Origin of the sequence: Cohaesibacter sp. ES.047 (assembly GCF_900215505.1) — a bacterium.
In the GTDB taxonomy this organism is placed as follows: domain Bacteria; phylum Pseudomonadota; class Alphaproteobacteria; order Rhizobiales; family Cohaesibacteraceae; genus Cohaesibacter.
Genome location: NZ_LT907844.1, coordinates 4,549,648 through 4,573,778, shown reverse-complemented (window position 1 = coordinate 4,573,778; position 24,131 = coordinate 4,549,648). Strand labels below are relative to the sequence as shown.

Genomic DNA, 24,131 nt, shown 5'->3' with positions numbered 1-24,131 from the left:
AATGCTTTCTGCTATGTCTGGTTGGCCTGATGGGGCCTTCATTGTCTTGAGTTTTGGAGGCTGGGCAGATGTCTGCGACGGATCGCATGAGATTGCACTTCTATCAGCAACAGCAGGCTTTGGCCGGGGTAGACCCGGCGAGCTATCGAGGTGATGACTGGTATCAGCTCAGTGCGTCAGAGGAGCAGGTCTTTGGCCTGACCTTGCAGGATATGCCCGGGCTTGCTGCCTTGTGGGATTGTTTCGAGTTGGTGCTGGGGCTGATCGAGCCCGGTGATGGCGCAACGGGGTTGACGCGTGATGTCATTCTCGGAGTTCGGCAGGAGAACGAATGGCTTGGCGGTGCTGCCAACCAGACAGTGCCGCTTGTTTCCTCGGAGCTCTTTACCCAGTTTGCATCCTGTTTTGGCGTCTCCAACCGCCTTGCTCACGCCTTTTATTACAAATATGAATTCTGGCAAATGCGCAGCGGCATCATTTCCTTCGGGGATGAGTGATCGATTGTATGTCGCCGTGGGGAAAGCGCCTTTTGGCTTGGCGATCCTGTTGGTGGATATTACCATTGAGTGACCGAGCGTTTCTTTGCCAATGATGTCATCGGAGAATCTATCAGTGCCGATTTCGCGCGTCTATTTGCTGATTTTGTTACTCGCCTGGCTGGCGGGATTTGTCGTGGGCGCTGCTGGCGCTGCTGAAGCAAGACCTGCCGAATGCTACACCTCGACGCAGAGATACTATAGCTGTGACGTCAAAAACCATGGCAGCGATGGAAGTTTTACGATCACCGCCAGGGGGCGTCCGACGATCACGCTCGATATTCTCAAGAATGGCAAGTCGGCGCGGGGGCACATCGATTTTAACGACGGGCGCTATCGTGCCATGCCCGGACTCTATTTTCGCACTGCTGATGAACCCGAGTGCTGGACGAACAGCGCCTCCGTTGCGCGGGTGTGTGTCTGGGAGCGTTAGGTGACCCTTATCCACCTTTGATGCCTTTTCTCGCAATCACGGACGGAGAGAGGCCGGTTTTCTCTTGGAAAGCGGGCCTTTGTGCTCTATATCATCGCCTCTGATTTCGAATTATTTCATGGGAAAAGACAATGAAACTGGGTGGCCGTCTGCAAGCTGCAATCGAAGTGCTCGAAGAGGTGGAGGGTCGCAAACGTCCAGTTGCCGAGGCGCTCAAGGATTGGGGACGCAATCACCGTTTTGCCGGATCGGGAGATCGTTCGGCCATCGGCAACATTGTCTATGATGCTCTGCGCAGTCGGGCGTCCCATGCCTGGCGGATGGGGGCAGACAGCCCGCGTGCGCTCGCCATGGGTGCCATGGCTTTTGACTGGGACAAGAGTGCAGATGACATTGCGGCGATGATCGCCGAGGATACCCATGCACCCGCTCCGCTCAGCGATGAAGAGAGTGCCGCGATCAAGGCTCGGTCGCTTGCCGATGCGCCTTTCTGGGTCAAGGGGAACATCCCCGAATGGCTTGAGGGGCCCTTTCTTGAAACCTTTGAGGATGAAGCGCTCTCTGAGGCGCTGGCTTTTGCCAAACGGCCGCCGGTGGATATTCGGGTGAACACCCTCAAGAGCTCGGTCGACAAGGTGGCAAAGGAGCTGTCCCGTTTCAATCCGAAACACACCAAGCTGAGCTCAACCTGTCTGCGTTTTCCTGCTGGTCCCGGGGACTATCGCCAACCCAATATTCAGGGTGATCCCGCCTTCCGTAAGGGCTTCTATGAAGTGCAGGACGAGGGCAGCCAGATCGTCTCCAGTCTCATTTTTCCCGGCAAGGGAGAGCAGGTGCTCGACTATTGCGCCGGAGCTGGTGGCAAGACGCTGGCCATGGCCGCGCGGATGGAAAACAAGGGCCAGATCTATGCCTATGACATGGATGCCGCAAGGCTTGCGCCGATCGTTGACAGGCTATCGCGGGCAGGCGTGCGCAACGTTCAGACCCGCACGCCCAATGAAGGCGTGCTTGATGATCTGGTGGGTCGCATGGATCGTGTTGTCGTTGATGCACCCTGTACGGGCACCGGCACTTGGCGGCGACGGCCAGAGACCAAGTGGAAGTTGACCGAGGAGCAGCTCGACAAACGGGTTGAGGAGCAACAGATCGCTCTGGCGCAGGCGCGTCATTTCGTGCGGCCCGGTGGGTTTCTTGTCTACATCACCTGCTCGGTGCTGCCGGCGGAAAATGAAGAGCAGATTTATCATTTCGTTGCCAGCAATCCCGACTTCGAACTCGTCTCGGCAGGCGAGGTCTGGCAGGATCTTTATGGCTTTGAAGCGCCACAGCCATGGTCGGCGGACATGATGAGTGTGACGCTCACCCCGGCCTCGACCGGCACCGATGGTTTTTACTTTGCTGTCATGGAACGCAGGTCTGATTGATTCCCTTGGTGAGTTATTTCAGACTCTTGGGAAAATTTCATATCAAGTGAATTGAGTTTCCCTCGGCTCTGGTGTAAGTCGATTTGTCAAGATGCAGATCGTAACAAGGGAAATGAACTGATGTCGAAGTCAAAAGATCCGTTTCAGGTCTCGATGTTCGACTCCTTGCCGGAGATGGTGCCTCCGCAGCCGAAATCCGATCCGGATGAAGGCGTGGCGGTCGAGCCGCGCGGCAAGGCCAGACAGCGGTCCAAGCCAGCGACACCGCTAGCCAGCGATGAAGCCTTTACCCTTGAGAATTTTCTTCCCTATCGATTGCTCGAAGTGGCGCAAGGAATCTCGCGCCGCATGTCGAAGGCGCTCGCCGAGGATTGGGATATGAGCCTTGCCGAATGGCAGGTGCTGGCAAGCCTTGCCCGCGAGGGGGCCGTATCCGTGCGCGAGATCGAACCGCGCACCCTTCTTGATACGGTTGCCGTGTCCCGCGCCGCCAAACGGCTTACGGATCGCAAGCTGATCAAGCGGGATGTGAACAAGCAGGACAAGCGGCTTGTGGTGCTCAGGACCTCCAAGAAAGGGCGCGATGTTGCGGCAGAGATCGGGCAAAGCGTGATCGAGATGGAATCGGATTTCCTCAAAGGCATGAATGTTCAGGACCGCATTCGATTGTCGCAATTGCTCAAGTCGCTGGTCTAGAGCCTGTTGAATCGGATCTGGTGGTGAGGGCTGGCGCAAGAGCCGCACCTGGTTTCCGGTCGGCCGACTGAAGGGCATTGCTCCAGACGGATGGGGAAAGTGTTGGTTATTTTTCCTTCCTGCGGCTGGCTGGCGGCAATGATGATTGCCTTTGGTTGGGTGAGGTCGTAAGAGGTTAAGTTAGTCCAGCACGGGGCGTTCGAATGAATGTCTCATGATACGGCTTATGGTTCAGGCAGGCCCGATACAGACAGGAAAGAGACGCATGACGCAAAAGATTCTCATCATCGATTTTGGATCGCAGGTCACGCAGCTGATTGCACGGCGTGTCCGAGAGGCTGGGGTCTATTCGGAGATCGTGCCTTTCCAGAATGCCGAAGAGGCTTTTGAAGAGATGAAGCCCAATGGCGTTATTCTGTCCGGTGGGCCTGCGTCGACCGCTGAGATGGGATCGCCAAGAGCGCCGCAATCTGTGTTCCATGCCGGTATCCCGGTGCTTGGCATCTGCTATGGCGAACAGGCCATGTGCACACAATTGGGCGGTCGGGTCGAAAGCTCCGAGCACCGCGAATTTGGCCGCGCCTTTATCGAGATCAAGGAAAAGAGCCCCTTGTTCGACGGTGTGTGGGGGCTTGGCAGCCGACATCAGGTCTGGATGAGCCATGGCGACCGTGTCGAAGGTTTACCGGGCGGTTTTGATGTTATTGCTACCTCGGAAGGTGCCCCGTTCGCTGTGATTGCCGATGAACGTCGCCGTTTCTATGGGGTTCAGTTCCATCCTGAAGTGGTGCACACGCCCGATGGAGCCAAGCTCCTGTCCAACTTCGTGCATAATATCTGTGGCTGTAAGAGCGACTGGTCGATGGCGCAGTTCCGGGCCTCTGCGATCAAGAAGATTCAGGATCAGGTGGGCGACAAGAAAGTCATTTGCGGCCTGTCTGGCGGGGTCGATTCTTCCGTCACCGCCGTCCTCATCCATGAGGCGATTGGCGATCAACTGACCTGCATTTATGTGGATTCGGGTTTGATGCGCCTGAATGAAAGCGAGCAGGTCGTCACGCTATTCCGTGAGCATTACAACATTCCGCTGGTGCATGTGGATGCGTCCGAGATCTTCATTTCTGCCCTTGAGGGGCAGACTGATCCGGAACGCAAGCGCAAGATCATTGGCGGCCTGTTTATTGATGTGTTTGAGGATGAAGCCAACCAACTGGGCGGTGCTGATTTTCTGGCGCAGGGCACGCTCTACCCGGACGTGATCGAATCAGTCTCCTTCACCGGTGGCCCGTCAGTGACGATCAAATCGCACCACAATGTGGGCGGCTTGCCCGAGCGCATGAATATGCAATTGGTCGAGCCGCTGCGGGAATTGTTCAAGGACGAAGTGCGCGTTCTTGGTCGTGAGCTTGGCTTGCCGGCAAGTTTTGTCGGGCGCCATCCTTTCCCCGGACCGGGGCTTGCCATTCGTTGCCCGGGTGGCATCAGCCGCGAGAAGCTGGAAATTCTGCGTCAGGCCGATGCGATCTATCTTGATGAGATCCGCAAGGCTGGCCTCTATGATGCCATCTGGCAGGCTTTTGCCGTTCTGCTGCCGGTGCAGACCGTGGGTGTCATGGGCGATGGGCGGACCTATGAATTCGTTTGTGCATTGCGCGCCGTTACTTCGGTGGATGGCATGACCGCGGATTTCTATCACTTCGATATGGATTTTCTCGCCAAGGCGGCAACGCGCATTATCAATGAGGTGAAGGGCATCAACCGCGTGGTCTATGATGTCACCTCCAAGCCTCCCGGAACCATCGAGTGGGAGTAAGGATTGCCAGCACCAAAGGGTGAGCGATGAGTTTGCGTGAAAAATCCCCCATTCTCCTTTGCATCGATGTGCAGATGGGGTTTCAGGATGAAGCCTATTGGGGTGGGGGGCGCAACAACCCTCAGGCAGAAGAGGTCGTCGCCCGAGTTATTCATGCGTGGCGCGTTGCCGGGCTGGAGGTGATCCATGTCCGGCATAGCTCAAGCGATCCAAACTCGAAGCTGCACCAAGACAATGCCGGATTTCAGTTCCATCCGTTGGCCACGCCGCTTGAAGGCGAGACGATCGTTACCAAGTCCGTCAACAGCAGCTTCATCGGCACAGACCTCAAAGACATCCTTGATGGCAAGGGCTGCAATACGCTTGTTATCCTTGGGCTGACCACGGATCATTGTGTCTCGACCACCACGCGTATGGCCGGGAATTACGGCTATGAGACCTATCTTGTGTCTGACGCTACGGCCTGTTTTGACAGGGTAGGGCTTGATGGTGAGAGGCTCAGTTCGGACCTCATTCACAAGACCGCACTGGCCAGCCTTAATGGTGAATTTGCCACGGTTCTGCCGTCATCCCGGCTTCTTTCTTTGCTTTAGCATCTGGCGTCATGCCTCCAGCGGATAGCCGCTGAACGGTTTGATTTCCTTGAGGACCATCGTCGTTTGCATCTCCTTGATGCGGGGGAGGCGGCGAATTTCGTTCATGGCAAAATCGGCATAATCATCAAGATCTTTGGCGACGACCTGCAAGAGGAAGTCCGCGTCGCCCGCAAGGCTGTAGCAAGCGATGACCATTTTCAGCGTCTGGACCTGCTCGGCAAATTGTTCTGATTCTTCTCTGTCATGGCTGTCGATTTTGACGCGGATGAAGGCGAGCACGCCAAGTCCAACCGCTCGCCGGTTGAGGCGCGCCGAGTAGCCTTCGATGACGCCGCTCTCTTCGAGCTGGCGCACCTTTCGCCAGCAAGGGGTGGTGGATAGACCCACCTGTTCGGACAGGGCCTGATTGGTCAGTCTTCCCTCAGTCTGCAGGTTGTTCAGGATGCGGCGGTCAATGGGGTCCAGTTTCATGGGGAATCTACCTGATATAATCGAAAATTAGGTAGACCCTACCAAATTACATGTGATTTTCGCAATCAGAAACAGGAGATTCCATGGGCTTGGCGATACGGTCCTTTCAACGAAAGGAATTTGCCATGTCAAAAATCAGTGAGATCCGCACAGCCATCATCGTGAACCCGCAGTTGCCCGTCGGGCTTATGGCCAATACGGCTGGTGCCATTGCCATCGGGCTTGGTGCGCGTGTTCAGGATCTGGGGGCCAGAACCCTCGTCGATATCGAGGGGCGCGAAATTGATGTCAGCTCGCGCGTACCGGTGCCGATCCTGCAGGCCGATGGCGAGGCGATCCGGGCCCTTATGCTGAAAGCGCTGGAGCGCCCGGACGACCGCGCCGTTGTGCCGTTTCCTGCTTTTGCGCGTACGCTCCATGCCTATGAGGATTACGAGGCGAGCCTGCCTCAAAAGGATCTGTCGGAAGAGGTAATTGATGGGGTGGGTCTTGCAGGGCCTGCCAAATGGGTGAAGTCCCTGACCGGTTCACTCAAGTTGCTGCGCTGAGTTTTTCTTGTTCGCTTGGTCGCGTGTCAGCCCGGTGAGCCTGATTGTGCTATTTCCTCTCCTTTTTTCTTCGTGATATCGTTTCCTCAACGAGATTTTTTTGAGGGGGCTTCATGGCTTATGATGAAGAGGTAGCCGAGCGGATGCGCGACGGGCTCACTGGACTGCCCGATGTCAGGGAAGTCAAAATGATGGGCGGGCTCTGCTTTCTACTCTCCGGCAACATGATCGGCGGCGTTTTCAACGAACGGGCCGGCCGCGAGCGGGCGGGGGTGCCATTATTCATGTTTCGAGTGGGCAAGGACAATGTAACTGAAGCGCTCGCTGTTCCCAATGTCTCGCACATGATCAACGGCCAGCGGCGCATGAACGGCTTTGTTCAGATCGCTGCAGAGGAATGCCCCGATGCCGTGCTTACTGATCTGCTGAGCCTGTCTGTCAGCTTCGTCGGCGCATTGCCGCCAAAAAGCAAGGCATAGTCGATGCTCTCAGGCGCTCCGGTTTGCGCTTGGTTTTAGACTTGTTGTGGCAATTTTGGGAAAAAGAAAAGCGCGAACCCGTGGTAGGAGGAACGGGCCGCGCCTAGTGTCGTCTCTTGGGAGGTCTGACACCGAGGGAGGAGAAGGTGTCATATTGAGACGAAATTAGAATATCCTGTATATATTTAATTTTTTGATAATAAATAGTTAGTTTTCCCTAATTTGGGTTCTGTAAATCCCTCAATTTTCAGATAAAAGCCCAGTTTTGCGCATTTTTTGCATGTTTTTCGTGACCCTGCAGGCTGACCAGAGACGCAGGCAGCCTGCTTTTTGTCATCGCCGAATGCTGATGTGGGTGTTGGCGGGGCCGTTCTTTTTGACCAGTGCGAAGAGCTTGCGCGCATTGGTTGGATGCAGGCGGACGCAGCCATGGGATGCGGGTCGGCCGAGATTCTTGATGGCACCGGTGCCGTGAATGGCATAGCCGCCGCGGAAAAAAATCGAGTGTGGCATGGGGGAGCCATGGTATTTCTTGGAGAAATACTTGGCATGCATGCGGGTTGGTCTGAAGCTGCCTATGGGGGTGCGATAGCCGCGCCGGGCAGTCGAGACCGGCCATGTGTGACGGCGAAAGCCGTTGACTGTCACGTACATTTTCTGACTGCTCAGGTCAATCTTGACGCCAACGCGACCTGCGGACGCTGTGGTTGTCATCGGACCAAGCAGGACCAACGCCAACAGCGTGACAAGGACGCGGGCTTTTGTATGCAGAAAGCATTGGGGGCTAGTCGAAGCGAATGTGTGAAACATGTTTAGAACTCCCGAACCACTGGATGAGACAAATGACTGATGTCGCTAGGCGAATTATTATTCTCTTGAAATGCGTTTTATATGAAACGCCAGAATTTGTGGGTTTGGCAATAAAAAACGCGTTTCAACGGAAAGATTCTGCCCGTTGAGTGGTTCAATCGGAGTAGGGACTGCGTTTCAACTTGAATAGCGGGGATATTATTCAGTTTTTCTTCCGCTTTTCCTCAGCCTCTGCACATTTTACACAGTGCGTTGCTGTGGGGTCTATTTCTAGTCGCTTGAGCGGTATCTCGGCGTCGCATTCGATGCAGTAGCCGAAGTCGCCGCTTTCCAGCCGCTTGACCGCCTGTTCGATGCGCAGCAATTCCAGCTCCCGGCGGCGCTCAACCTCCTGAGCCATGGCCTGACTCTGTAGCGCATCCATTCGGGACAGGCGACCGACACTCGGTTGGTCCAGCTCGACAACCGCGCGTGCTTGCTTTGTCGTCTCGCTCAGGACGCTGACTTCAATGCGTTTGCCTTCCAGAAGCTGCATGGCGTCTTTCAGAGAAATAGGCATGACTGTTTCTTTCCGTACATTGGCCTGAGAACTCATTGGTCAGAGCGCTCTTTTGCCGAAACTCTAGGGTTGCGGACGGGATCGATAGTCTACTTATCTTTGCAGATCTTCAGGGTGGGCGAAGCCACGGGTGTCGTCAATAACATTTTGTGCTGAAATCGCTGGATGTAGGCGATTTGCCACGGTCTGTATGAAAAATGCTGATGTTTGGCCCCGTGCAACCTCAAGTTTCGAGGGGGTGTCATTTTTTCTTGGGCAATGCGCTGAGCCGCGGAAACGGGCAAGTCAAATATTTGGAGCTTGGTGCTCAACAATTGACTCTGACCGGCTCAGCCGCTATCGCTTTTTACGGCTCGCTGTGACCTGACGGATGTCTTCCGGTGATGACCAGACACGCGGTGTTGCTTGCGTGCGAGCCTTACAGACTGTCTTCTCATTTGACTGGATCATCCTCATGCTGTTCATGATTCTTGGCTTCGTGCTCTTCCTGGCCATTCACCTCATTCCGCAATCGCCTGAAACCAAGGAAAAGCTGACCTCCCGGTTGGGGCTGATGGGCTATCGCATGCTGCATGGGGTGGTTGCGCTGGTCTCCATCGCTCTTATCTTGAAGGGCTATTTCGATAGCCGCAACGAGATCATGCTGTGGTATCCGCCGATCTGGACGCGTCACCTTGCGGCAACTCTGATGCTGTTCGCCTGTATCATCGGATTTGCGGCTCCGTTTGCGGGCAAGTTGAAGCAATGGCTGACGTCGCCTTTTTCCGTTGCAATCAAGATCTGGGCGCTGGCGCATCTGATCGCAAACGGGTCGGTTGCAGATGTGATGCTGTTTGTCTTCTTCCTGTTGTTTGCCGTCTCCTATCGCATCTCGCTCAAGCGGCGCATTCGGGCTGGTCTTGTGGTTATACCGCAAGGGCAAGTGAAATATGACATTCTCGCCGTTGTGCTCGGTCTTGTCTTCTATGTGGCCATGGTCTTCTGGCTTCACGAATGGCTGTTTGATGTTGCGCCACTGGGCTGATTTCTGTGTCTTGACTGATAAAAGCGGCTGAGTGCGTTAAGCTGATCCAAATGCTGCCACAATGGCTTCGGACATAGACGTGACCGGCGGACTGTCTGCCAAGGTGCTGGGGTGTGCGCGGTGTTTCATGCGGCACTAGGGTGCACAAGTGTGCATTTGTCTGTCATAAACCGGCGCGATCGACCGCTGAAAGGGCTTGGGGTGATTGCGTCCTGCGATCTGAGCCGCTAATGTCCGGCAACGGAATTGGCCTTGACGCCCGCTGTGAGCCGGGCGACGAAGCAGAAACGATCAGATACGGGACAGCCAGTCCTGTTTCAACGATTAAGAGTAGTGTGAGATGCGACCCGTGCGTCGCGGCCACGACAAGTGAGGAAGAATGTCAGAGTCCGATTTTATTCGCGAGGTCGATGAAGAGATCCGCAATGAGCAAATCCGGAAGTTGTGGGACAGGTTTGGCCCCTTCGTCATCGGCTTTGCCCTTCTGATCGTTGTTGGGACCGCCGCGTCCAAAGGCTATGACTATTGGCGCCAAACGCAGGCGGCCCAGTCCGGGGATGCTCTTGTTGCTGCTCTGGATTTGTCGGAGGCAGGCGAGCAGGCAAAGGCCGTTGAGGCGCTGGAAGCGCTCGCGGCTGATGGAAGTGGCGGATATCCGATGCTTGCTGAAATGCGCATCGCAGCCGAAAAGGCTTCGACGGGGGACGTCGACGAAGCGATTTCCATCTATAATTCGGTTGCCTCCGATGCCGACGTTCAGTCCGTGATTCAGGATCTGGCGCGCATTCGTGCCAACATGTTGCTGCTCGATCAGGGCAAGGCGGATGAGGTGATCGTTCAGCTCTCGGGGCTGATGGACAACAATGCCTATCGTCACAGTGCCCGTGAGCTGGTTATGCTCGCCCATATCGAACAAGGGGCGTTTGACAAGGCGCTTCCCATTGCCGAGCGGATCGCGGCGGATGCGGAAACCCCGTCCCAGATGCGCCAGCGCGCGGAAATCTACACTGGCTTCCTGCGGTCCAAGATCGCACCGCAGGCCAAGGAGACGAGTTAATGACGCAAATGCGCGCTCTTTATAAAGGAGCCGGTCGCTCTTTTGCTTCCCTGTCTGTGGCAACCCTGATTGTTGCTGGACTGTTGGCGGGCTGTGCGAGTGTTACCGACGTTGCTGACAGTGTGAACCCGTTCAAGGAGAAGGAAGTGATCCTTCCCGGTGAGCGCCAGTCAATGTTCGCCACGGATGAAGCGATCGAATCCGAGGATTCCTCACCTGTTTCCATCGGTGGGGCGGTTGCCTTTACCTCCTGGGGGCAGGTTGGTGGTCCGCTGACCAACAATCCACCAAACGTTTCCTATAGCGGGCAGGGCTCGCGTGTGTGGAGTGCCGAAGCTGCCATTCGTGGTGGTGAAGACAACGCTCGCGCTGGTGCCCGCCCGGTATCCTATGGTGGTCGTGTTGCGGTCTATTCTCCCAACGGTGAGGTTGCGCTGATCAATGCGAGCAACGGTGGCCGCATCTGGAAGGTCTCTGTTCGACCTGAAAATGAAAAGGGTATTGCGCCGGGTGGTGCTGTCGCTATGGACAGCGCCCGGGTGTTTGCGGCAACCGGCTTCAGTGAGTTGATCGCTTTGGAAGGTGGGTCGGGCCGTCGCTTGTGGACGTTCCAGCTTGATGCGCCTGCGCGCGGGGCTCCTGTGGTCGTGGGCGACAAGGTCTTGGCTGTGACGGCGACCAACTCGATCTATGCGGTCAGTGTATCCGACGGCACCGAGCTGTGGGCATTCAATGGCATTCCTGAAGGCACTGGACTGGTCGGCGCGGCTGCGCCTGCGGTCAGTGGCAAAACCGTCCTGTTCACCGGAACGTCGGGCGAGCTGGTGGCGCTTAATCTCAATGACGGCGAAATGATCTGGTCCGATACGGTCGTCAGGGGCACGCGCCGGTTCGCTGTCTCTGGTATTTCCTCGATTGCTGGTGGGCCTGTTATCGATGACGGCGTTGCCTATGTCTCAAGCGTCAGCGGCAACACTGCCGCGTTGCGGTTGAAGGACGGTGATCGCTTGTGGGATCGCTCGATCGGGTCGAGCCATGCTCCCGTCGTGTCCGGCAACAGTATGTTCGTGATCGATCTGGATGATCGCGTCTTTGCCCTCAATCGCAAGAATGGCAAAATTCGCTGGTCAAGCAAGTTGCCATCGATTAGAGAGAAGAAGAAAAGATCGACCTGGGCCGGACCGATCCTTGCTGGCAGCCGTTTGTGGTTCGCTTCGAGCGAGGGGCAATTGGCCGGGGTGGACCCGAAAACCGGCCAGATCAGCGTGACCCGGGATATCAATGATCCCGTCTATATTGCACCGATTGCGGTTGGTGGACGTCTGATCACGCTCAGCGGTTCTGGACGCCTGTCGGGCTATAACTGACACACAAGACCCCAAAAAGGTCTGATATTCATCAATGCCCCGGGGGAGTTTCGACACCCTCGGGGTTCTGTGCTATTTGATGGGGTTTGCAAGTTTGTGCCCCGTTTGTTGGCAACCGATCCTTGTTCGCCAGTCGCCGTCTGAACGGGCGATAAAGACAGAGCGAGGATCTTGCTAGTTTGGACGACGAGAAATGAAACTGAATGTGGCCATCGTTGGCCGACCGAATGTTGGCAAGTCGACGCTGTTTAACCGGCTGGTCGGCAAGAAGCTGGCGCTGGTGGATGACCGGCCGGGGGTGACCCGCGATCGCCGCGAAAGCGAAGCGACGATTGGTGATATTGCGATCAATATCATCGATACCGCCGGTCTTGAAGTTGCCGATGAGAATGCGCTCGAAACCCGCATGCGTCTGCAGACCGAGGAAGCCGTTGCGATGGCGGACGTGGTGTTGTTCATGATGGATGCCCGCGCTGGCGTCACGCCCATGGATGAGCATTTCGCCTCCATGGTTCTGAAGTCTGGCAAGCCGACGATCCTGCTTGCCAACAAGGCTGAGGGGCGTGCCTCTGATGCAGGCTTTTATGAAGCCTTTTCTTTAGGGCTGGGCGAGCCTGTCGCGGTCTCGGCTGAGCATGGGATCGGCATGGCCGATATCTATGAAGAGCTGGTCAAGCTGGAGGAAAAGATTCTTGCCGCGCTCGGGCCGGAAGCGGCCGATCCGGAGCTGGATGCACTTCTGGCCGACGATGAGGGACCGGCGGTCGACGTGGATATCGAGGATGATGAATCCGAGGCCCCGCTGTATGATCCGGCCAAGCCCTTGCGGGTGGCCATTGTCGGGCGTCCCAACGCGGGCAAGTCGACGTTGATCAACCACCTCATCGGACAGGAGCGTCTGCTGACCGGTCCTGAGGCTGGCATCACGCGGGATTCCATTTCGGTCAACTGGGAATTCCGGGATCGCACCTTCAAGCTGTTTGATACGGCTGGCATGCGGCGCAAGGCGCGGGTGCAGGAAAAACTTGAAAAGCTGTCGGTCTCTGACGCCCTGCGGTCAATACAGTTTGCTGAAGTCGTTGTTGTAACGCTCGACGTCACCAAGCCTTTTGAAAAGCAGGATCTGCAGATCGCCGATCTGGTTGGGCGCGAAGGGCGCGCGATTGTCATCGCTCTCAACAAGTGGGATCTGGTTGAAAATCCGCAGGAGACCCTCGCTGAGCTGAAAGAGAAGGCGGGGCGTTTGCTGCCGCAGATGCGCGGCGTGCCGCTGGTTCCGATTTCCGGCCTGACGGGCAAGAATCTGGATCGGTTGATGCAGTCGGTTCTTGATATCTACGAAGTCTGGAACCGCCGTGTATCAACCTCGCGTCTCAATCGTTGGCTCAAGCATTCGACCGAGTCCCATCCGCCGCCGGCGGTTGGTGGACGCCGGATCAAGATTCGCTACGCCACCCAGATCAAGGCACGGCCGCCGACCTTCGTGGTGATGTGCTCCCGGCCAGAAGCCTTGCCGGACAGCTATACGCGCTATCTGCTCAACGACTTGCGGGACATGTTCAAGATTCCCGCGGTGCCGGTGCGCATGCTGATGCGCAAGGGGGACAACCCTTATGCTGCCAAGGCCGCCAAGCGCAAGATTCACTAGACACTGATCGCCGGACCCCGATCCATTCCCGGTCCGGTTTTCAGGGCTTTGTCTTGCACCTGGTTTCTGTTCGCTTGGGACCAATGGATTAAGTCGTTTTCGGGAATTTCGCGCAAACATGAGTGGAATCCCGCAAGGCAGATGTGTATAACAGCCTCGCAACCGGCCTTTGACAGACAACTCGTGGCCGGTTGTTCTATCTCCGACAATTCCCGTGCTCCCTTGAAAACGGGCTTTGTTGCTTAGTATGAAACTGGGCCTTTCCAGCCTGCGTGATTGTTGACGAAGCTATGGAAAGGGCTCAAGCCGGGAAGAACCCGGCGATAAGTGAAGTGAAAAGAGGGTAATATGAGCAAGACATGGACCCCGGACAGCTGGCGCTCTAAACCGATCGTTCAGGTGCCTGACTATCCAGACCTTGAAGCAGTGAAATCTGTCGAGGGTCGCCTTGCCACCTATCCGCCTTTGGTCTTTGCTGGCGAGGCCCGCAGGCTGCGCGCGCAGCTGGCTCGGGTTGCTGAGGGTAATGGCTTTCTCCTGCAAGGTGGCGACTGCGCCGAAGCCTTTGCGGAGCATCACCCAGACAACATTCGCGATTTCTTCCGCGTGTTCTTGCAAATGGCCGCGGTGCTGACCTATGCCGCCGCATCGCCGGTGGTCAAGGTTGGCCGTATTGCAGGGCAGTTCGCCAAGCCGCGTTCCTCGTCGACTGAGACTGTTGACGGTGTGGAACTGCCGAGCTATCGGGGCGACATTATCAACGATATCGATTTTACCGAGAGCAGCCGCTTTCCGGATCCGCACCGGATGGAGATGGCCTATCGCCAGTCGGCCGCGACGCTCAACCTGCTGCGTGCCTTTGCTCAGGGTGGCTTTGCCAATCTTGATCATGTGCATCAGTGGACGCTGGACTTCCTCAAGGGTAGCCCGCAGGGTGATCGTTACAAGGAACTGGCCCATCGCATTTCCGAGGCCATGGACTTCATGCGGGCCTGCGGTGTCGATCCGGGAGAAACCGAGGCGTTGCGTTCGACAGACTTCTTCACCAGTCACGAAGCTCTACTGCTAGGCTATGAAGAGGCCTTCACGCGCACCGATTCCATCACCGGCGATTATTATGCGACGTCGGGGCATATGCTCTGGATCGGGGACCGGACCCGCCAGATCGATCATGCCCATGTGGAATTCTTCCGCGGCATCGAAAACCCCGTTGGCCTGAAATGCGGTCCTTCGCTCGAGCCCGATGATCTGTTGCGTCTGATCGACGTGCTGAACCCGGACAACGAGGCAGGCCGCCTGACTCTCATCACCCGCTTTGGGGCTGACAAGGTGTTCGATTACCTGCCGGGCCTCGTGAAAGCGGTCAAGGCTGAAGGCAAGAAGGTCATCTGGTCCTGCGATCCGATGCATGGCAACGTGATCAAGGCGAGCAATGGCTACAAGACCCGCCCGTTCGACCGGATCCTCAAGGAGGTGGAGAGCTTCTTTGCAGTTCATCTGACCGAGGGAACTTATGCTGGCGGTGTCCATGTGGAAATGACCGGCAAGAATGTCACCGAATGCACAGGCGGCGCCCATGCGATCACCGAGGACGATCTGTCCGACCGTTACCACACGGCCTGTGATCCGCGACTCAATGCCGATCAGGCGCTGGAGTTGTCCTTCCTGATTGCCGACAACATCAAGAAGCAGCGTGCTAGCCGCAATGGCGAGAACAACGGCAAACTGGCGATTGCCTGATTGCTTTTTTGTTTCCTATCTTGTTGAGGAGCCCGGCCTAACTGGTCGGGCTTTTCTCTTTTCTGTCCCTTGAATGGAGATGCCAAAATGGCCCGAAAACAAGATCGTATCAGCCCGCCAAACCGCTTGCTGATTATCTTCTATCTGTTCATGTGCGTGGTCGGCACGATTGTGCCGTGGCTTGGCTTTGTCGCCTTCTTGTTCGAGGAGGGCGTTGATCTTCCGCTCTTTGTGACTTCAACCATCGCCAATCCCGTCGCTGCAGGATTTACAGCCGATTTACTGATTTCGATTTTGGTTTTCTGGGTTTGGGCCGTGGTCGACGCCCGCAGAGAAGATGTGAGAAACTGGTGGTTGATCATTCCATCAACGTTTTGCGTTGGATTATCATTGGCGCTGCCATTATACCTTTTTCTCAGAGAACGTGTGCGCATGGCGCCGTGAAATACCAAGCAAGACAGGATCTATCTCGTGACCGACAAGCTCGTCTTCAGCCTTGCCCAGCTTAATCCGACCCTTGGCGACATTGCAGGCAATGCTGCAAAGGCCCGCACGGCCCATGAGATGGCAATCAGGCAGGATGCCGATTGCCTCGTGCTCAGTGAGCTGTTCGTATCTGGCTATCCGCCCGAGGATCTGGTGCTCAAACCGGCATTCCAGAAAGCTTGTCGTGCGGCGGTTGAAGAGCTCGCCTCCATTACCGCCGGTGATGCGCCTGCCATTCTGATCGGGACGCCATGGGTGGAGGATGGCAAGCTCTATAACGCGGTTTGCCTCCTGGATGATGGTGTCGTCAAGGCCGTGCGAATGAAGGCCGATCTGCCAAACTATGGCGTATTTGACGAAAAGCGGGTGTTCGCCGCAGGGCCGCTTCCGGGACCGATCGACATTCGCGGTGTTCGTGTTGGCGTGCCCATTTGCGAGGATATCTGGGCTGAAGAGGTCTGTGAGTGCCTGATGGAAACAGGGGCGGAGTTCCTTGTTGTGCCCAATGGCTCGCCGTTCAATCTCGACAAATGGGATGTGCGCCAGCAGGTGGCGATCCAGCGGGTGGTCGAAACCAATCTGCCGCTCGTCTATCTCAATCAGGTGGGCGGTCAGGACGAGCTGGTGTTTGATGGCGCGTCCTTTGCGCTCAATGCCGACCGGTCCCTTGCCATGCAGATGCCGGGCTTTGTCGAGGATCAGCGTGTCATCACCGCCCGTCGTGAGGGAGATGGCTGGCACCTTGAGAGCAGCATCGATCCGGTGATGGATGAGGATGCGAGCGCCTGGTCGGCCTGCATGCTGGGGCTTAGGGATTATGTCAACAAGAACCGCTTTCCCGGGGTTGTCCTGGGGCTGTCTGGCGGCATCGATTCGGCGATTTGCGCCGCATTGGCGGTCGATGCGCTTGGGGCGGATCGGGTTCACTGTATCATGCTGCCTTATCGCTATACCTCGGGCGAGAGCCTCAAGGATGCGGCGGATTGTGCCAAGGCGCTCGGTGTCCGCTATGACATCGTCGATATTGTCGAGCCGGTTGAAGGGTTCGCCAACGCGCTTTCCGGCCTGTTCGAAGGCACCAATGAGGGTGTGACCGAGGAAAACCTCCAGTCGCGCTCACGCGGAACGATCCTGATGGCAATCTCGAACAAGTTTGGCAATATGGTCGTGACGACCGGCAATAAATCCGAGATGTCCGTCGGCTATGCTACCCTTTATGGCGATATGAACGGGGGCTTCAACCCGATCAAAGATCTTTACAAGATGAAGGTCTATCACCTTTCGGCATGGCGCAATGCAAACAAACCGGACGACACGCTCGGCCCCGCAGGCGAGGTGATCCCGGCCAACATCATCGCCAAAGCGCCGACGGCGGAGCTGCGCGAGAACCAGACCGATCAGGACAGCTTGCCGGAATATCCGGTGCTGGACGACATTCTGGAATGTCTCGTCGAGCGGGAAATGGGCGTTGATGAAATCGTCGAGCGTGGCCATGACCGGCAATTGGTTCACCGCATCGAGCATCTTTTATATATCGCCGAATACAAGCGCCGGCAGTCGGCTCCGGGCGTTAAGCTCAGTGAGCGCAATTTTGGCCGCGACCGCCGCTATCCGATCACCAACGGGTTCAGGGATCGGGATTGATCGCGGACGGACCTGTTGCGAAAAAGAATCAAGGAAACGCATTAAATGCCTGAAATCGTACGCTTTGCACCGTCCCCTACGGGCAACATCCATATCGGCAACGCCCGCACGGCGCTGATCAACTGGCTTGTTTCGATCAAGACCGGCGGCGCGTTCATTCTGCGCTTCGATGATACCGATCAGGAACGCTCGCGGGACGAATATGCCCAAGGGATTGCTACGGATCTCGACTGGCTGGGGATCAAACCGGCCCGTGTCGAACGGCAGTCGGCTCGCATGGCGAGCTATGACGAGGTAACGCAGAAGCTCAAGGACATGGGGCGGCTTTATCCCTGCTATGAAACCGCAGATGAGCTGGATCGCAAGCGCAAGCGCCAGCGCGCGCGGGGGCTGCCACCGGTCTATGATCGTGCTGCCCTGTCTTTGACGGATGAGCAGATCAAGGCCTATGAGGCGGAAGGCCGTAAGCCGCACTGGCGGTTCCAGCTCGATCACAAGACCGTTGCATGGCAAGACGGCGTGCGCGGAGCCCAGACCATCGAATGCGACAGTGTCTCTGACCCGGTGCTTATTCGTGCGGATGGCTCCTACCTCTACACGCTGCCCTCGGTGATTGATGATATCGACATGGGGGTCACAATGGTGATCCGCGGCGATGATCACGTCACCAACACGGCAGTTCAGAACCAGCTTTTCGAGCTTTTGAACGGCAAGGCTCCAGCCTTTTCACACCATAATCTGCTGACCAGTGCAACCGGGGAGGGGCTCTCCAAGCGGCTTGGATCATTGTCGTTACGCAGCATGCGTGAGGATGGCTACGAGTCGCTGGCCGTCGCCATTTTTGCAGTGCTGATCGGAACCTCCGAACCAGTGCAGCCGCTTGCTGACATGACGGCTTTGGCGGAGCTTTTTGCACTCGATAAGGTGTCCCGTTCCGCATCGAAATTCGATATGGCCGATCTGGGCTCCCTGAATGCCCGCATCTTGCACGAAACGGCATATGATGCGGTGGCTGACAGGCTGGAAGCCCTTGGTGTGAACGGCGGGGAGGCCTTTTGGCTGGCGATCCGCGGCAACATCGAGCGGCTCCCGGATGCCAAGGTCTGGTGGGATATCGTCGAGACCGGTCTGCCCGATGATGCTATCGGCAAATCCGGGGACGATGCCGAGTTCTACGCCAAGGCCCTCGAACTCCTGCCGAATGAGCCATGGGACGAGACGACCTGGAAAAGCTGGACGACTGCCATCAAGGCAGAAACGGGCCGCAAGGGCAAGGGGCTATTCATGCCACTGCGCGTCGCACTGACAGGGCGGTCCCACGGGCCGGAACTTGCCGCATTCCTGCCTATTCTTGGTTACCAAAGAACTTCGGACCGACTATCCTGATCGAGCGACCATCTGCGGTCTTGACAAGCCCCTTTGCTGAGCTGACCTGAGGCGGCTGGTAGGGGGCGAAGTCGATGCCAAGGCGTGCCATCGCTTTGGTGTCCGGGTCGATCATTGACGCCTGCTTGGGAAGCGGTAGCGGAATTCCGGGTGCCGTGGAGGTGCTTGCAGGTGCTTTGCGGCCGTCAAATTGCAACTGATCAAGAAGGGCCTGTTGATCTAGGGCTCCTGGCGAATTTCTAGGCTTGTCGAGATCGGTAATGGACTGCAGCTGGCTTTCGGGCAACTGACAAGAGCAGTTATTGACAAACTCTTTCTTGTACAGAAAGGCCGTATCGAGGGTTTGATAGGGCTGGCCGCTGAGGGAAACCATGTCTTCCGGGTTCTCCCCGGGGTTCTTGTAGACGAACAACTCGGCTTCGGAGCCCGGACAACTGGCCGCGCACTTTCCTTCATCTCTTGCAAAGCTGCTTTCGGTGGTTGAAAAACTCACCGGGAAGAAAAAGCCGTCGCACTTTCGCACGCATACGGTTCGATAGGTGCCGACCTGGGGGATGTCGTAAAGGCCATTATACTCGCGCACGACGGCAGAGCGTGGTTGGAAAATGGCGCCGAACAGGCCTCTTCTCTTGCGGACCGGTCGAACGGACGCGAAGCGCTCATATTGCTGACCGCAGTCGGATTCGGCGAGCTGGCGCAGTATGGATGCCTTCAGCGGGGCGGCATTTTGCGGAGCGGGCGCATAGCGTGATCGTTTCTTTTCAAGGCTCGCCAGATTGCGTTTCATTTTGTCGATGCGCTTGATCAGGGCCGGGCAGCTCGCCTTGGGAGAGCGGCGAAACAGGAAACCACGGCTACCAAAACAAGCGTCGCGTTTGGCGCGCTGGTTGGCATTGTCGATTTCGGCCTGTTGCTTGTGAATTGCGGCGTCATACTTCTGGAAATTGACATTGGAGCGCGAGTTGCCGGCGCGCTGGAGCTTGGCCAATTCGCCCTCCAGCTGGGCGCAATAACGGGCATTGTCGGACCATGAGGTCTGTGCCTCTGCCGCGATTGGCGACACAAGTGCTGCAAGGATTAGTCCAGCGAAGGGGGCACGAAACGTCATATTCAGGTTAAACCAGTTTGCTCTTGATGGCTGCACGCGGTGTTTGCCATGGCGTTCTGATGGCGACCATATCAGCGCTCGTTGCTGATGCGCATCTCAGAATCAGGAGAAGTTACCGAGCAATTATTGCTTCTTTGTGGCAACAAGGAAATGCTCAGCCTGTTGCGTCCCCGCAAAAAAGTGCAGGTCGGTTGATCAATTCTTGTCATGAGCTGCGCTGCATGGGTTTGCCCGGATTTGTGCTTGTGAGGCTTGGGGCAAGTGCGCTAAGAGACCCTAACAGCTTAAACGATTGATACGAGTGGCCGGAAAGCCCCCGGCCCAACCGAATTCGGATATTTGATGATTGAACCAGATCAGTTTCGCAAGGCTCTCGGCCAGTTTGCCACGGGCATTGCGATTGCCACCACACTTGACGAGCATGGCAACCCGCATGGTTTGACCATCAACAGCTTCAACTCCGTGTCGCTGGATCCTCCGCTCGTCCTGTGGTCTCTGGACAAGTCTTCCCATCAGCTCGACATTTTCAAGAAAAGCGGGTTCTACGGCGTCACCATTCTTGCCGAGGATCAAAAGGCTTTGTCTGATCGGTTCGCCATGCCGATGATCGAAGACCGGTTTGACGGAACGGACTGGCAGTCAGGAAAGACCGGAGCGCCCTTGTTCAACGAGTTTCTCGCGCGCATCGACTGTGAGGTCGAGAGCATTGTCGAGGGGGGAGATCACGTCATCCTCATCGGCCGGGTAGTGGATCTGGAGCATCGCGAAGGCGCGCCCCTTCTTTATCATGGCAGTGGTTATCGCAAACTTGGCGACGCCGTGACAGCCTAGGCGCTGGGCTATGTGAAAATACAAAACCCCGCCGAACGTGGTTCGGCGGGGTTTTTCGTATCTATCGATCATGACCGGCTGCTGCGGTCAGTTCTGCGGTGCATGCTTGTGCCCGAACAGCTCGGAATAATCGACGGCAATCTCATAATGAGGATCTTCGATAACCGAGACTTCCATGAACTTGTTGGCCTTGCGCAGGAGCTGCGCGCAATCCGGAGACAGATGGCGCAGGTGCAGCTGTTTGCCCTGTTCTTCATATTTGGTTGCAAGGCTATCGATGGCCTGAAGAGCCGAATGGTCCCAGACGCGGGAATTCTTGAATTCGATAACCACGTCTTCGGGATCGGTTTTCGGGCTGAACAGCTCGTGGAAATTGGCAATCGAGCCAAAGAAGAGCGGGCCGCTCAACTCATAGACCTTCCAGCCATGCTCCTCGACACCAACTTTGATGTTGATCCGCTTGGCGGCCTGCCATGCAAACACCAGGGCCGAGACGATCACCCCGACGACCACTGCAACGGCAAGGTCCGAATAGACGGTGACGGCGGTTACCAGAATGATGACGAAGGCATCGTGACGCGGAATGTCCTTCATGATCTTCAGGCTGCGCCAGGCGAAGGTGCCGATCACGACCATGAACATGACGCCGACCAGTGCGGCAAGCGGGATCTGCTCAATGAGGCCGGAGGCAAACAGGATGAAGCTGAGAAGGAACAAAGCAGCGGCGATGCCCGCCCACCGGGTGCGACCGCCGGACTTCACGTTGATCATTGACTGTCCGATCATGGCGCAACCACCCATGCCGCCAAAGAAGCCGGTGATAAAGTTCGCGATCCCTTGAGCGATGCTTTCCTTGGCCGTGCCGCCATGGGTATCGGTCATCTCAGAGACCAGATTGAGTGTCAAAAGGCTCTCGATCAGGCCAATGGCAGCGAGAATGGCTGCGTAGGGAAAGATGATCTTCAAGGTCTCGAGATTGAGCGGCACCATCGGAATATGGAACTCGGGCAAGCCGCCAGAAATCGTTGCGAGATCGCCGACACGCGGGATCGGCAGATCAAAGCCGATAACAATCAGCGAGACTGCAACAATGGCGATCAGCGGTGCCGGTATGGCTTTGGTGATGCGCGGGGCAAGCCAGATGATCGCCATGGTGAGTGCCACCAGTCCGAGCATCATGTAAAGCGGGGTGCCGGTCATCCAGACGGTTTCGCCTGCTGCGTTCTTGACCTTGAACTGGCTGAGCTGGGCGAGACCAATGACGATGGCGAGGCCATTGACAAAGCCCAACATGACCGGATGGGGCACGATCCGGATGAACTTGCTCCACCGCATGATGCCGGCAAAAACCTGAAGGATGCCCATCAAGACAACCGTGGCAAACAGATACTCGACGCCGTGGTTGACGACAAGGGCGACCATGACCACCGCAAGGGCGCCTGTTGCTCCCGAAATCATACCGGGACGACCGCCAAGCACAGCGGTGACAAGGCCAACGATAAAGGCGGCGTAAAGGCCGACAAGCGGGTGGACCTGAGCGACAAAGGCAAAGGCTACGGCTTCAGGGACGAGTGCCAAGGCAACCGTTAGGCCCGAAAGAGTGTCTGTCTTCAATTGTGACAACGACGGAACCGTGCCAAGGCGGTTACCCAGCCCTGCCAATGAGGAGGTCTTTGATTTCATACTGTCTTCCTGTTCGAGGGCGCGTGTGCGTTCGAAAATAAATTGCTATCCGTAAAAATCGCTAAGTTTGGGGTTTTTCTAGTTTACTATGGCCGGTCATGCAAGGCGAGGGCCCCCAATTGGGCGGCATGACAGGTATGTTTCGGTGCATAGCTTTCATCGAGCTCTGCAAAAAGCGCACAAATCGAATGCTCGCAATCTGGACGATACATCTTATATGTAATCACGACACAGTGAGCGGGTTCAACGGATTGACGCTGTTGGTTGCCCGTTGGGACTGTCCCTTTCAAGGCCGAAAAGGCTTCCAATCGATTTTAAACGGGGTTTGACTATGCTTCGCACCATCGCTGCCAGCTTTTTGGCCGCATTTCTGTCCATGACCATCATCGCATCAAGCGCTCTTGCAGCAGAAGAGCCAGAGCTGATTTTCAAGAAGTCCACAGTTTGGAAGTTTCTCACCCCGGACCATAAGCTCGCCACCTATGCCATTGATGACCCGCTGGTCGATGGGGTTGCCTGTCACTTTACTGTACCTGAAAAGGGCGGGCTTTCGGGGATGTTCGGTGTTGCCGAAGAAGTCTCGGACGCGTCGCTTGCCTGTCGGCAGGTCGGGCCGGTGTCTTTCAAGGAAAAGTTCGAGCAGGGCGATGAAATGTTCCGCACCCGCCGGTCCATCCTGTTCAAGAAGACCCGCATCGTGCGCGGCTGTGACAAGACGCGTAATGTTCTGGTCTATCTCATCTATTCGGACAAGCTGATCGAGGGTAGCCCGAAAAACTCGACGTCTACCGTGCCGATCATGCCGTGGGGTGGCGCAGAAGCGCCCCGTTGTGCCGACTGGTTGGACGACTAGGACTGCGAAAGCGGCTCGCCGCCGGTTCCTTAACCCAGAGCGATCCCGGTTTGGGTGATGATCAGATCACGCAGGTGATATTGCAGGCGCGTAATTGTGTCATCTGGCGTTGAAGTGTCTCCCACAGCGTTGCCATCGAGATGGGTGACGCGGCGCATGATTCGAAGGCTGTTGGTCAGGAAAAGGCCATCAGCCTTTTTCAATTGCTCGGGCTCGATCGACGCCTCTTCAACACTCAATCCGAGGGCCGGGGCTTCCTCAAGCAGCACCTCACGCAGGATACCGGGCAGGATACCGTCACGAACCGGTGGGGTGATGAGGCGATCACCCATCAGCATGAAGAGATTGCAGATCGTGGTGCAGGCGACATTGCCGCGCGTGTTGAGCAGCAATGCGTCGTCGGCCTCCTTTGACTGGGCCTCCCGGGTTGCAAGGATATTGTCGAGATAGCCAAGGCTCTTGAGCGACGAAGTCGGAGAGAGTTCATTGCGCCGGATGGTGCTTGTCGCAAGGCGTACATCCTGAAATGAAAAGTTGACCGCCAGAGGGCTGAGACTGCAGATGATGGTCGGCGCGGGAGCCTCTGGGAGCGACAGGCCGCGTCCACCCACACCGCGTGTCACGGTGAGGCGGAGTGCACAGTTGGCCCCGCCAGCGACCCCTTGCATTTGCTTGACCATTTCATCGATGTGATCGATGTCGAGGGGGAGGCCGATGCTGTTGGCTGCATCCGCCAGCCGGCGGCAATGTCTGTCCCACCAGAGGGCTCTGCCTTGCAGGATCGGTAGGGTTTCGAACAAGCCATCTCCGAGCAGCGCTCCGCGATCAGTGGGCGAAAGCCCCGCATTGTCAATCTCTTCGCCTTGAAACAGTTGGCCGTTGATGCTGATGGCGAGATACGGGAGCGGGGTAGAATTGGACATGTCTTCGCGGGCC

At 56.5% G+C, this 24,131-nt stretch carries 24 protein-coding genes; 18 read left to right on the top strand and 6 right to left on the bottom strand.

The features are described 5' to 3' along the window. Nucleotides 1-68: 68 nt before the first annotated feature. From CPH65_RS20925 to CPH65_RS20900, 6 genes are all read left to right on the top strand, one after another. Nucleotides 69-497: a hypothetical protein gene (locus CPH65_RS20925; protein ID WP_096175636.1), complete on the top strand. Its 429-nt coding sequence runs from the start codon at nt 69-71 to the stop codon at nt 495-497. A 115-nt stretch (nt 498-612) separates the two neighbouring features. Next, nucleotides 613-969 carry a hypothetical protein gene (locus tag CPH65_RS20920; RefSeq protein WP_096175635.1) on the top strand — a complete coding sequence of 119 codons (357 nt, stop codon included), beginning with the start codon at nt 613-615 and terminating at the stop codon, nt 967-969. Nucleotides 970-1,100: 131 nt separating this feature from the next. Further along, nucleotides 1,101-2,396 (top strand): RsmB/NOP family class I SAM-dependent RNA methyltransferase, encoded by a 1,296-nt coding sequence (locus CPH65_RS20915; protein WP_096175634.1) that lies wholly within the window; start codon nt 1,101-1,103, stop codon nt 2,394-2,396. Nucleotides 2,397-2,516: 120 nt separating this feature from the next. Next, the gene (locus CPH65_RS20910; protein WP_096175633.1) at nt 2,517-3,092 is read left to right on the top strand and encodes a MarR family winged helix-turn-helix transcriptional regulator; all 576 of its coding nucleotides are present in this window, start codon (nt 2,517-2,519) and stop codon (nt 3,090-3,092) included. 265 nt (nt 3,093-3,357) lie between these two features. Then, nucleotides 3,358-4,905: a glutamine-hydrolyzing GMP synthase gene (guaA, locus tag CPH65_RS20905; protein ID WP_096175632.1), complete on the top strand. Its 1,548-nt coding sequence runs from the start codon at nt 3,358-3,360 to the stop codon at nt 4,903-4,905. A 26-nt stretch (nt 4,906-4,931) separates the two neighbouring features. Then, a complete protein-coding gene (locus CPH65_RS20900; RefSeq protein ID WP_096175631.1) occupies nt 4,932-5,498 on the top strand; it encodes a cysteine hydrolase family protein in 567 nt (188 codons plus the stop codon). A 9-nt stretch (nt 5,499-5,507) separates the two neighbouring features. Here CPH65_RS20900 and CPH65_RS20895 read toward each other — a convergent pair whose 3' ends face one another. Continuing rightward, on the bottom strand, nt 5,508-5,972 hold the full coding sequence (locus tag CPH65_RS20895; protein ID WP_096175630.1) for an Lrp/AsnC family transcriptional regulator: 465 nt from the start codon (nt 5,970-5,972) through the stop codon (nt 5,508-5,510). A gap of 125 nt (nt 5,973-6,097) precedes the next feature. Here CPH65_RS20895 and CPH65_RS20890 point away from each other — a divergent pair, with 125 nt between their 5' ends. Continuing rightward, nucleotides 6,098-6,520, top strand: a complete 423-nt coding sequence (locus CPH65_RS20890; protein WP_096176552.1) for a DUF2000 domain-containing protein — start codon at nt 6,098-6,100, stop codon at nt 6,518-6,520. 113 nt (nt 6,521-6,633) lie between these two features. Next, nucleotides 6,634-6,999 carry an RNA methyltransferase gene (locus CPH65_RS20885; RefSeq protein ID WP_096175629.1) on the top strand — a complete coding sequence of 122 codons (366 nt, stop codon included), beginning with the start codon at nt 6,634-6,636 and terminating at the stop codon, nt 6,997-6,999. A 333-nt stretch (nt 7,000-7,332) separates the two neighbouring features. On the opposite strand, the gene CPH65_RS20880 is transcribed toward CPH65_RS20885, so the two are convergent. Both CPH65_RS20880 and CPH65_RS20875 read right to left on the bottom strand, forming a co-directional pair. Next, nucleotides 7,333-7,809 (bottom strand): L,D-transpeptidase, encoded by a 477-nt coding sequence (locus tag CPH65_RS20880; protein ID WP_096175628.1) that lies wholly within the window; start codon nt 7,807-7,809, stop codon nt 7,333-7,335. 202 nt (nt 7,810-8,011) lie between these two features. Continuing rightward, nucleotides 8,012-8,368, bottom strand: a complete 357-nt coding sequence (locus CPH65_RS20875) for a TraR/DksA family transcriptional regulator (protein WP_096175627.1) — start codon at nt 8,366-8,368, stop codon at nt 8,012-8,014. Between the two features lie 454 nt (nt 8,369-8,822). Here CPH65_RS20875 and CPH65_RS20870 point away from each other — a divergent pair, with 454 nt between their 5' ends. From CPH65_RS20870 to gltX, 8 genes are all read left to right on the top strand, one after another. After that, nucleotides 8,823-9,392 (top strand): NnrU family protein, encoded by a 570-nt coding sequence (locus tag CPH65_RS20870; protein WP_172891561.1) that lies wholly within the window; start codon nt 8,823-8,825, stop codon nt 9,390-9,392. A 379-nt stretch (nt 9,393-9,771) separates the two neighbouring features. Beyond that, entirely contained in the window at nt 9,772-10,449 is a 678-nt protein-coding gene (locus tag CPH65_RS20865) for a tetratricopeptide repeat protein (protein WP_096175625.1), read from the top strand. Continuing rightward, the gene (locus CPH65_RS20860; protein ID WP_096175624.1) at nt 10,449-11,816 is read left to right on the top strand and encodes a PQQ-binding-like beta-propeller repeat protein; all 1,368 of its coding nucleotides are present in this window, start codon (nt 10,449-10,451) and stop codon (nt 11,814-11,816) included. Before CPH65_RS20865 ends, CPH65_RS20860 begins: the two co-directional genes overlap by 1 nt. A 193-nt stretch (nt 11,817-12,009) precedes the next feature. Next, entirely contained in the window at nt 12,010-13,464 is a 1,455-nt protein-coding gene (gene der / locus CPH65_RS20855; RefSeq protein WP_096175623.1) for a ribosome biogenesis GTPase Der, read from the top strand. A gap of 348 nt (nt 13,465-13,812) precedes the next feature. Beyond that, nucleotides 13,813-15,204 carry a class II 3-deoxy-7-phosphoheptulonate synthase gene (locus CPH65_RS20850; RefSeq protein ID WP_096175622.1) on the top strand — a complete coding sequence of 464 codons (1,392 nt, stop codon included), beginning with the start codon at nt 13,813-13,815 and terminating at the stop codon, nt 15,202-15,204. Nucleotides 15,205-15,291: 87 nt separating this feature from the next. Beyond that, nucleotides 15,292-15,648: a DUF2834 domain-containing protein gene (locus CPH65_RS20845; protein ID WP_096175621.1), complete on the top strand. Its 357-nt coding sequence runs from the start codon at nt 15,292-15,294 to the stop codon at nt 15,646-15,648. 27 nt (nt 15,649-15,675) lie between these two features. After that, entirely contained in the window at nt 15,676-17,334 is a 1,659-nt protein-coding gene (locus tag CPH65_RS20840) for an NAD+ synthase (RefSeq protein ID WP_096175620.1), read from the top strand. A gap of 45 nt (nt 17,335-17,379) precedes the next feature. Then, the gene (gltX, locus tag CPH65_RS20835) at nt 17,380-18,720 is read left to right on the top strand and encodes a glutamate--tRNA ligase (RefSeq protein WP_096175619.1); all 1,341 of its coding nucleotides are present in this window, start codon (nt 17,380-17,382) and stop codon (nt 18,718-18,720) included. On the opposite strand, the gene CPH65_RS20830 is transcribed toward gltX, so the two are convergent. Next, complete coding sequence (locus CPH65_RS20830; RefSeq protein ID WP_096175618.1) at nt 18,680-19,828, bottom strand: DUF2865 domain-containing protein; 1,149 nt, start codon at nt 19,826-19,828, stop codon at nt 18,680-18,682. The genes gltX and CPH65_RS20830 overlap by 41 nt on opposite strands. Nucleotides 19,829-20,170: 342 nt before the next feature. On the opposite strand from CPH65_RS20830, the gene CPH65_RS20825 reads away from it, so the two are divergent. Next, on the top strand, nt 20,171-20,659 hold the full coding sequence (locus tag CPH65_RS20825; RefSeq protein WP_096175617.1) for a flavin reductase family protein: 489 nt from the start codon (nt 20,171-20,173) through the stop codon (nt 20,657-20,659). Between the two features lie 87 nt (nt 20,660-20,746). On the opposite strand, the gene CPH65_RS20820 is transcribed toward CPH65_RS20825, so the two are convergent. After that, entirely contained in the window at nt 20,747-22,342 is a 1,596-nt protein-coding gene (locus CPH65_RS20820; protein WP_096175616.1) for a SulP family inorganic anion transporter, read from the bottom strand. A 376-nt stretch (nt 22,343-22,718) separates the two neighbouring features. Between CPH65_RS20820 and CPH65_RS20810 the strand changes: the two genes are divergently transcribed. Beyond that, nucleotides 22,719-23,195, top strand: a complete 477-nt coding sequence (locus CPH65_RS20810) for a CreA family protein (protein ID WP_371359466.1) — start codon at nt 22,719-22,721, stop codon at nt 23,193-23,195. A 29-nt stretch (nt 23,196-23,224) separates the two neighbouring features. On the opposite strand, the gene CPH65_RS20805 is transcribed toward CPH65_RS20810, so the two are convergent. Then, nucleotides 23,225-24,118, bottom strand: a complete 894-nt coding sequence (locus CPH65_RS20805) for an aminotransferase class IV (RefSeq protein ID WP_157747837.1) — start codon at nt 24,116-24,118, stop codon at nt 23,225-23,227. Nucleotides 24,119-24,131: the final 13 nt, after the last annotated feature.